This window comes from Parabacteroides caecihominis, assembly GCF_023656785.1.
Lineage (GTDB): Bacteria > Bacteroidota > Bacteroidia > Bacteroidales > Tannerellaceae > Parabacteroides > Parabacteroides segnis.
Genome location: NZ_JAMOKS010000073.1, coordinates 1 through 9,511, shown reverse-complemented (window position 1 = coordinate 9,511; position 9,511 = coordinate 1). Strand labels below are relative to the sequence as shown.

Annotated in this window: 8 protein-coding genes and 2 tRNA genes; 4 read left to right on the top strand and 6 right to left on the bottom strand. The window is 43.9% G+C overall.

From position 1 onward, the window contains the following. Positions 1-196: 196 nt before the first annotated feature. From nfo to NBH14_RS28265, 3 genes are all read right to left on the bottom strand, one after another. Positions 197-1,033, bottom strand: a complete 837-nt coding sequence (nfo, locus tag NBH14_RS28275) for a deoxyribonuclease IV (RefSeq protein ID WP_007656001.1) — start codon at positions 1,031-1,033, stop codon at positions 197-199. 29 nt (positions 1,034-1,062) lie between these two features. Next, on the bottom strand, positions 1,063-1,548 hold the full coding sequence (locus NBH14_RS28270) for a PaaI family thioesterase (RefSeq protein ID WP_186962071.1): 486 nt from the start codon (positions 1,546-1,548) through the stop codon (positions 1,063-1,065). A gap of 171 nt (positions 1,549-1,719) precedes the next feature. Next, entirely contained in the window at positions 1,720-2,259 is a 540-nt protein-coding gene (locus NBH14_RS28265) for a pyruvoyl-dependent arginine decarboxylase (RefSeq protein WP_122352532.1), read from the bottom strand. 294 nt (positions 2,260-2,553) lie between these two features. On the opposite strand from NBH14_RS28265, the gene NBH14_RS28260 reads away from it, so the two are divergent. Further along, complete coding sequence (locus NBH14_RS28260) at positions 2,554-3,219, top strand: superoxide dismutase (RefSeq protein WP_284705610.1); 666 nt, start codon at positions 2,554-2,556, stop codon at positions 3,217-3,219. A gap of 202 nt (positions 3,220-3,421) precedes the next feature. Beyond that, positions 3,422-3,784, top strand: a complete 363-nt coding sequence (trxA, locus tag NBH14_RS28255) for a thioredoxin (protein WP_186962069.1) — start codon at positions 3,422-3,424, stop codon at positions 3,782-3,784. 89 nt (positions 3,785-3,873) lie between these two features. Here the strand turns inward: trxA and NBH14_RS28250 are convergent, their stop codons facing one another. Continuing rightward, positions 3,874-5,280 (bottom strand): Gfo/Idh/MocA family protein, encoded by a 1,407-nt coding sequence (locus NBH14_RS28250; RefSeq protein WP_186962068.1) that lies wholly within the window; start codon positions 5,278-5,280, stop codon positions 3,874-3,876. Between the two features lie 229 nt (positions 5,281-5,509). On the opposite strand from NBH14_RS28250, the gene NBH14_RS28245 reads away from it, so the two are divergent. Together NBH14_RS28245 and NBH14_RS28240 are read left to right on the top strand one after the other, a co-directional pair. Continuing rightward, positions 5,510-5,583, top strand: a tRNA-Thr gene (locus NBH14_RS28245). 67 nt (positions 5,584-5,650) lie between these two features. Further along, positions 5,651-5,733 (top strand) — tRNA-Tyr (locus NBH14_RS28240). Between the two features lie 578 nt (positions 5,734-6,311). Here NBH14_RS28240 and NBH14_RS28235 read toward each other — a convergent pair. Further along, positions 6,312-7,310, bottom strand: coding sequence for a glycoside hydrolase family 130 protein (locus NBH14_RS28235; protein ID WP_186962067.1), 999 nt, complete (start codon positions 7,308-7,310; stop codon positions 6,312-6,314). 34 nt (positions 7,311-7,344) lie between these two features. Then, complete coding sequence (locus NBH14_RS28230) at positions 7,345-9,291, bottom strand: sodium:solute symporter family protein (RefSeq protein WP_186962066.1); 1,947 nt, start codon at positions 9,289-9,291, stop codon at positions 7,345-7,347. Positions 9,292-9,511 lie beyond the last annotated feature (220 nt).

The window sequence follows — 9,511 nt, the reverse complement described above, 5'->3', positions numbered from 1 at the left end:
ATAACTCGCGATAGTTCATAACTCATGCTTTTGAATAGCCGAAGTTAATTTCTTTCTACTACTTAACAAAATTTCAAAGAACTTTTTCAAAGACTAGTTTTTACACAGTCTCTCGAGAGGGGAGACAGTTACAACCAGTCAATAAACAGATGATTCAATTTTTTCTAGCTTTGAGACTCACATTTTTCTACTTCTATCACAATGTGTACAGATAACTGATCTCTTCCGCCCAGATTGATTCGTCAGGGGTTTCAAGGATCAGAGGGATGTCGTCAAAACGAGGATCGGCCATCAACATCTTAAAGGTTGTCATCCCCATCACCCCTTTTCCGATACTGTCATGCCTGTCTACCCGGGTCGCCAAGTCTTTCTTCGAATCGTTGATATGCATTCCGCGCAAATAGGAAAATCCGATCACTTCATCGAAGTGGCGGAAGGTTTCGGTAAAGCCTTGCTCCGTTTTAATATCATAACCGGCAGCCAGCGTATGAGCCGTGTCGATACAGACACCGACGCGCGTTTTATCTTCTACCCGATCGATGATGGCTGCTATTTGTTCGAATGTATATCCCAGGTTTGTACCCTGCCCGGCCGTATTCTCTATAACGGCACAAACACCTGCGGTCTGGTCCAACGTCCGGTTAATCGACTCGGCAATACGAGCCAGGCAATCGTCGACCGGCAATTCGTTCAGATGGCTTCCCGGATGGAAATTCAGCCGGTCCAGCCCCAGTTGTTCGCAACGCTGCATTTCGTCCAGGAAAGCATCGCGCGACTTCTGCAACCCGTCCGGGTCCGGATGTCCGAGGTTAATCAGGTAACTGTCATGAGGCAGGATATGTTTCGCCTCGTAACCGAACTCCTCACAACGTTCTTTGAATAAGGAGATACTTTTCTTCGTCAACGGGGATGATTTCCACTGACGTTGGTTTCGGGTAAAGAGGGCGAATGCTTTTGCCCCGATAGCATTCGCGTTCAGAGGGGCATTCTCAACCCCGCCCGACGCACTTACATGTGCTCCGATGTACTTCATTTGTTAATCGTTTACTTTATTCTTTTTGTCTACTGTTCATTTTTTTCATCTTCGGTCTTACAACCGGCAAAATGAAACTTCTCCGTCGCCTGTTCTTTTGTGACGACAAAATATACGATGTCCGCCCGCGAACAAAGTTCGTTCTGCGAATTGTATATCTCCGTCTCTATGAATATGGCATTCCGTTTCTGCTCTTTGATACGCCCCCGTATCATCAAGCGCGGTTCCCGGGTCGAGATACTTTTCAGGAAACGGGCATCCAGCCGTGAAGTCACGCCCGACGTCTGTAATTTCCTCAATACCACCCAACCAGCCAGTTCATCCATCATGGTAGTCTGGATTCCCCCATGCAATGTCTCCAACCATCCCTGGTAATGGCTTTCCGGCTCCCAGAAAGCAACTATATCTTCACCATCTTCGTAAAACTCCATGTGCAGACCCTGCGGATTTTCGGGTGCACACCCGAAGCACATATAGCCATCCAACCCTTTCCAGGGATTAATAATCTTTTTCATACAACAACAGCTTTAAACGGATTGTTTCTTAAATAAAGAGAATTTTATACTATAAGCCGGTTACAAATATAACAAACTTATGCCGTTTTTCCCGAAGGCACAAAAAAAACAGAGATAAGAGCCGTGGCCTTACCTCTGTTCCATACTGATAATCAGATATTTTATTTTCTTTTAATCTTCAATCTCAGGCATCAGGAAATCTACGAAGCACAGGGCAGCCAGAGCTGTTCCGTATCTCTTTTCGATGGTAATACCTTCGGTAATGAAGTTCAGTTCACCCAGATAATACTTACCGTAAGTCTTCTGGTGCAAGTCGTTGATTACACGGATCAGACGTGATTCCAACTCCTCGATACGATAACGGCCGCTGACCTCGCATACCAGGGCTCCAACCTTCTCATCGAAGTTTTCGTCCTTGTACATCCAGGCGTAAACCACACCGGCAGATACAAACTCATCCTGATAACCATGCGATACCGCCATAATGGTTTTCAATTCCGTACCAAATGGAGGAAGATCGATCTCGTCCATGGTTGCAAGATGTGCAGTTGCTGGAATAACAGACGAATAAGTCATAATGTTAAAGTCTGAAATACCGGCATCATAAAGAGCCATGTGATAAGAACCTGCATGCTTTTCCAGGTCTGAATCACCACTACCCTTTGTAATAAAAAAGGTGTTTGGAATTAAATTCCCAACTTTCTTTACCATCTACAAATATGTTTTACTTAATTAATAATATGAGGGCACAAAAATAGAAACTTCTTTGGGATTATTTTCTTTACAAATGATAAAAAAACAGCTTTTTACATATTATTATTCATTTTATTTTAAGGCATATCGTATAAGGTATAATTATCAGCCGTCACGAAGACTTCTGCCAACGTCCATAAATTTCACTTATCGCCCGATTGACAAAAGTGATGGGAAATACCGGCTTTCCGGGTGAACAAATAAGAAACCCGCCGTGTTAGAATAGTAGAAACAACATAAAACTTATTAGTCATGCTTACATTATGCCTCAGTTTATTATTGTTGGTAACTAATAATAGTAATAATAGTAGTAGTCAAATAACAGATAAAAAAGAAGAAATTATGAAATTCGAATTAATTAAATTGCCTTATGCGGCAAATGCATTGGAACCGGTTATCAGTCAAGCAACAATTGAGTTCCATCACGGAAAACATTTACAGGCTTACGTAAACAACCTGAATAACCTGATTCCGGGTACAAAGTTTGAAAACGCTCCCCTGGAACAGATCGTAGCAGAATCCGACGGCGCTATCTTTAATAATGCCGGACAGATACTCAACCATAACTTGTATTTCACCCAGTTCTCACCCAAAGGCGGCGGCGAACCTAAAGGAAAGTTGGCAGAAGCCATCAAAGCAACCTGGGGTTCGTTCGATAACTTCAAGAAAGAGTTCAACGCAGCAGGCGCCGGTCTATTCGGTTCCGGATGGGTATGGCTGGCAAAAGATAAAGACGGCAAACTTTCAATTACCAAAGAGCCAAACGGCAGCAACCCCGTTGCACACGGACTGGTTCCTCTCCTGGGATTCGATGTATGGGAACATGCTTATTACCTGGATTACCAGAACCGCCGTCCCGATCATCTGAATGCCTTATGGAATATCGTTGATTGGGATGCCGTTGGCGAAAGATATTAATATTAATAAGTAGTGTGATTTAAACCAGATAAGGCCGTCCGGGGGAAACGTTCTCCGAACGGCTTTTTGTTTACCGATCACCCAAAGGGAAAAATGTCAATTATTAAGGAAATACAGCAAACAGTTACAAGCATATAAGGTCGTAACTTTGTTATGTAAAACAGAAAGAGGAATAATAACTAAACAATAAGGAGTTAGAATCATGAAAGTAAAAGAGTTGACAAAACAAGAATTTCTAAGTAAAGTAGCCAATTATGAAGCAAGTCCCGATAAATGGATATACGAGGGTGACAAACCTTGTATCATCGATTTCTTCGCTACCTGGTGCGGTCCTTGTAAAATGATTGCTCCTATCCTGGAAGAGCTGGCAGGCGAATATGAAGGAAAAATAGATATCTATAAGGTCGATACAGAAAAAGAAGAAGAACTGGCTGCTTCTTTCGGCATCCGGAGCATTCCTTCCCTCCTGTTCTGTCCGATGGGCGAACAACCGCAGATGGCAAGAGGTACCATGAGCAAGGCTGATTTCAAAAAAGCTATCGAAGAAGTTCTTTTGAAGAAATAAACAATGCAATCATATTACTTACGGAACTCCTGAAAGTGCAGGCTATCGAAAGAGTAGCCGGCTTTCAGGAGTTTTATTTTGTCTACAATTTATCCGTGTAAAATATCTTTCATGTCAATCACAGGCCAAGGCTTGTAATCACGCCAGGCACCGCGGGTAAAGTCAGGAATAGCCACAGAGCAACTCTTGTTCAGGACAGAACGTTCGCTCAACTCGACGATACACGACCAGGCAGCCGCATCATACACACTCTGATCCAGCGGATAACCGTTACGCAGACAGTAGATAAGACGCCAGTCCATGATAAAGTCCATACCACCGTGACCACCGACTTTCTTTGCCCGTTCGCCGATGTATTTGCTCAGCGGGTGTTCATAATCCGCCATCACTTCCTTTTGAGGCCCTTCTTTCAGGAAAGAATGGGTATCGGGCTGTACAGCCACCTTCTGCTCCGGATATTTAACAGCCATCCCTTTCGTTCCCTGTACCAGATGGATACGGGAATAAGGACGGGGCGATGTCGTATCATGCTGAATCATGATAGACTTACCGTTCACAGTATGGATAATGGTCGTATTCATATCCCCCAGGGCATAACGTTCCGATTGGGTGATACGTTCGTCATCTTTCAGATTTTCCTTCGCCCAAAGAGCCAGGCCAAACTGGTTGGTCGAAACGGATGACAGGTAATCCATCCGGTCTCCCTGGTTGATTCCCAGAATCTGGGCAACCGGGCCGAGCCCATGTGTGGGATACGGATTGCCGGTATGGTATTTACTGTATTCCAGACGCCAATGTTTATAATAACCTTTAAACTTCGAGCCTCTCAGGTCGTGGATATAAGCACCTTCGGTATGAATAATTTCTCCCAGCAATCCCTGGCGGGCCATATTCAATGTGGCCAATTCAAAGAAATCGTAACAACAATTTTCAAGCATCATACAATGAAGCTGCGTTTCTTCGGCCTTGTCGACCAACGCCCAACAATCCTTTACCGTTAGCGCAGCCGGCACTTCGATGGCAACATGTTTTCCATGATCCATTGCATAAAGGGCGATAGGCACGTGCAACTCCCAAGGGGTAGCATTATAAATCAGGTCGATATCATCCCGTTCGCACATTTTCTTCCAGTCTTCTTCTCCGGTATATGCGACTGCTTCTTTCCGGTTACTGTTTTTAAGTGTTTTCTGGCTATTCTCAATCCGTTCGGGATTCAGATCACAGATAGCCACAATCTCCGTTCCCTCGATCTGTGCCATACGCTTTACCGCGCCTGCCCCTCTTCCCAGACCGACAACACCGATACGGACGGTACTCAAAGGTTTACAACGCAGTCCTAAAACGGATTTTCCTTTGGCTGGGGGAGACAGGTCTTCTGTCTGTGAAAAAGAACTCCCGCTGACCGGCGTATTGGCAGCATTCATCTCTTTGCCTACAACGATAGCAGCACTTCCCGCCAATGATCTTCTTAAAAATTGTCTTCTGTTAATGCTCATGATAATAGATTTTAGATTAAGTGATATTATATGAGTCGGCAAAATAAGAATTTATTTTCACTTCTACTATTTTTCTTAAAAAAATATCTAATCTTTTCTTATTATTAATCAGGGAGATAGATTGTATTTGAAAAGAAAGATGAAAAAAAGTACACAGAAAAACGCCCTCCCCTATTGCGAGATTAGAAATAATAACTACCTTTGCACTCGCAAAACAGAAATACTGAATGCCTCTTTAGCTCAGTTGGCCAGAGCACGTGATTTGTAATCTCGGGGTCGTTGGTTCGAATCCGACAAGAGGCTCAGGAAATTGAAAATTAGAGTTACTGATAATTTTCAATTTATAATTTTCAATTTTCAATTAACAAGGGGGCAGTTACCAGAGTGGCCAAATGGGGCTGACTGTAACTCAGCTGTCTTTCGACTTCGGTGGTTCGAATCCATCACTGCCCACAGAGAACCTCAGGAATTTAATTTCTGAGGTTTTTTGTTTTATCTCGTTTCGTGTTTCTGACTATCCCATGAAGAACAGGAGTGTCAAGAGTCTCATCAGTCTCACCCCCATTTCTGAAAATACGCTTTTTCCAAAAATCGCATATAATATATTGATATACATTTATATACGCCCTATTTTAAGATTTAAATTCAAGCATAAAAACCCATTTTTTCTCTTTATTTCGGACATTTTTAATGAGTAGTTATCCGTTAACTCACCGGTGCCTATCCGTTCTTCCTCCGGTGCTTACCCGTTTTTCATATTATGCTTACCCAATATAACAGAATAACCATACTCCAAGAGAAGAAGTGCGTCCGAAACTTTAATAAAAAAAGGAATAAATTGAAGAGAGAAAAAAGAGAATATAAATATAATAAGCTATATTTCAGATATATAAGTGCAGAAATCTTTATCTGAACAAAAATGCAGAAAATGAAAAAGGGGGGTGAGACTGATGAGACTCTTGAGACTCTTTCCTTTTGACGCACCCCCCTTTTTAGAAAACGTATTTTCCTATTAATGGAAATATACGAATTTATACAATAGAATTTTTCTTTGTAAACTCGATGATTTCGCTGATATAACCGAAAGCAAGACCTGTCACGGTATCCGCACAGCCGTAATAGATAGCGATACGGTCAGATTCGGGATCATGCAGGGCGGCACACGGGAATGTCACGTTAGGCACGTCACCTACACATTCGTAATCCTTTTGCGGAGAAAGCAGGTACGGGCCCGTACGGTATTTTATTTTCCAGGGCTGATCCAGATCCAACAAAGCGGCACCGAAGCTATATACATAGCCATTGCATGACTGCAACACGCCATGATAGATCAGCAACCAACCTTCCGAGGTCTCGATAGGAATAGGACCTGCACCGATCTTCAGACATTGCCAGGCACTCACTTCAAACGGAGCCGGAGCCATCACATGACGATGTTTTCCCCAGAAGCACATATCAGGCGATTCGCTGTAGAAAATGTCGCCGAACGGAGTATGGCCATTGTCACTCGGACGGTTCAGCATGGCGAAATTACCGTTGATCTTACGCGGGAACATCACACCGTTACGGTTGAAAGGCAGATAAGCATTTTCCAACTGGTGGAATGTTTCGAAATCGAATGTATAAGCCACACCGATCGTCGGGCCATGATAGCCGTTACACCAGGTGATATAATAACGGTCTTCGATGAAGCATACACGAGGGTCATACGCATAAACGAATTTACCTATCTCTTCGTCCTCGCATTCGAACTCCAGCTTTGTCTCAGAAATATTCCAGTGGATAGCATCCGCACTGAAACCGACATGCAGACGCATACGGCGGTTGGTATCGTCGCAACGGAACACACCGGCATAACCTCCCTTGAACGGAACGACAGCACTGTTGAACACACTGTTTGATGTAGGGATAATATCACGGGGGATCACCGGATTATTCGAATATCTCCAGATCACATCTTTACAATCAGCCGGGCGGTCTTCCCAAGGCATATCGGGCAGCGGTTCGCCAATAATTTTCAGTTTATCCATTTCTTATTGATTTGTTTTATTTGACAATACAAAATTACTTCTTTTCATTCAATTTCAGTTCTTCCATCAAAGCATTATACTCGACTTCATCCTTGCTCATCTTGTCGTACCAGTTCTTTTTCAGCACCAACGTAGTGATAGCCAGGATCAGGATGCTGGTTATCAACGGCATGCCTTCACGGATCACGATATACATCGGAATAATGGTCAGACACATCTGCCAGATAATGCCGATGGCCACATTGAACATATCGCGTTTGAAGTTTTTATTCGCCTTCACCTGCGGATATTTGGCTACAACCTTATTATAAACAGGTTTCCAGTAACCCCACGGACGTACGGTGATATAGAAGCGTTCCAGTGTTTCGTCGTCTACCGGAGGAGCCGCATAAGTACCGACGATACAACCGATCAGAGAAACAACCAGCAAAACCGGGAAGTAGAACAACGGCAGCATCGGAGCATTGTTGGCATACTCGCCCACCCTTTCCACAAAATGTCCGTCTACCATCGTATAGCCGTCGAAGATGAACGGGCATACCATAGCGGCCAGGATACCGGTAATCATTCCCCAGAAATAACCGTTCCCGTTAAAACGCCACCAATGCCATTTCAGCAGGTTGGCAGCAATATATCCGCCATACAAAGCAGACGTGATCCATTGCAGGACGGAGTTTACGCTTTCCACGAAGAAACCGATCACCACACTGACAACAACTACCGCTACCGTTACGATATAGCTGGCACGGATCATCGTCTTGTTGCTGGCATTCGGGTTGATATATTTTTTATAGATGTCATTTACAATATAAGCAGGTGCCGCATTGGCCGTAGAGGCAAAAGTAGACATAAAGGCGGCAAGCAATCCGGCAAGCAGCAATCCGCATACTCCAACGGGCACGAACTGGTTAATAGCATTCGGCAGGATCAGTTCGAAGTCGATCGCTCCGGTCTTTGTCGTCAAATCCAGGTCTTTGAAGAAAGCCAGCGCCAGGATCGTAAATCCCATAATCATCAGATAACGCGGGATAAGCAGGATGACAGGAACAGAACCGCTCATTAAGGCTGCTTCCTTACCGTTACGGCAGGAAAGGATCTTCTGCATATCGTAGTTGGGGGCAGGTCCCGCCATACTATTGAATACTCCTTTGAAAAGCATCATCATAATAAAGATCCCGAACAGGCCGAACTGGTCGTTCATTATCTTTTCATTGACATCGCTGAAGATGTCGGTCCATTTCATGTCGAGGTTCCATCCGGGCATCAGGCTGTCCCAACCGGCAGGCACAATGGAGGCAATCGTTTCCGGGCTTACCTTCATCATAGCGATAACGGCAATCGTTACACCGGCCACGGTCATAATGGCAAACTGAACCACATCGGTCCATACGATACTCAGCATACCGCCCAACATCACATAGATCGTGGCGATGGCTGTAAAGAATATACCGTAAGCATGCGGCACGTATTCAGCCGGTATATCAAACGGGACATACTGGGAAACAAAATCCCACGGGAAGAATATCTCCATAAATTTACCCACGCCGATAAAGCCGTAACTAAGGAAACCCAGCACACCGATCAGGGCGTAGATAACGACAATCGTATGCGACAGGCTGGCGCCTTTGTTCTTTCCGAACCGTGTCTGTATCCATTCCGCCCCTGTCAGCACATTCGACCGGCGAAGCCAGACAGAGAGATAGACCATCAGGAAGATCTGGTTAAATACAGGCCAGAGCCAGGGCACCCAGGCACTTTTAATTCCATAAATAAAGGCTAGTGTAACCATCCACATAGTACCAGATATATCGAACTGGCCGGATGCGTTAGACAAGCCTAACATATAAAAAGGTAGTGTTTTTCCTCCCAGGAAGTAGGAGTCCATGTTTTTCGACGCCTTTTTCTTTAACACTAATCCGATGACGATCATGGCCACCAGATAGAGTCCGATGATAAAGATGTCGATTGGTTGCAATTTCATGATATTAAGTTTGTTTTTAGGTTTAACGTTTAGCAAAGATATATAAAAAATGGAGAAAGTTATAAATCCTTCTGTGGAGAGTGAAGAAAGTAACTTTTCCCCTCTCGAGAGACTGTGTAAAAACTAGTCTTTGAAAAAGTTCTTTGAAATTTTGTTAAGTAGTAGAAAGAAATTAACTTCGGCTATTCAAAAGCATGAGTTATGAACTATCGCGAGTTAT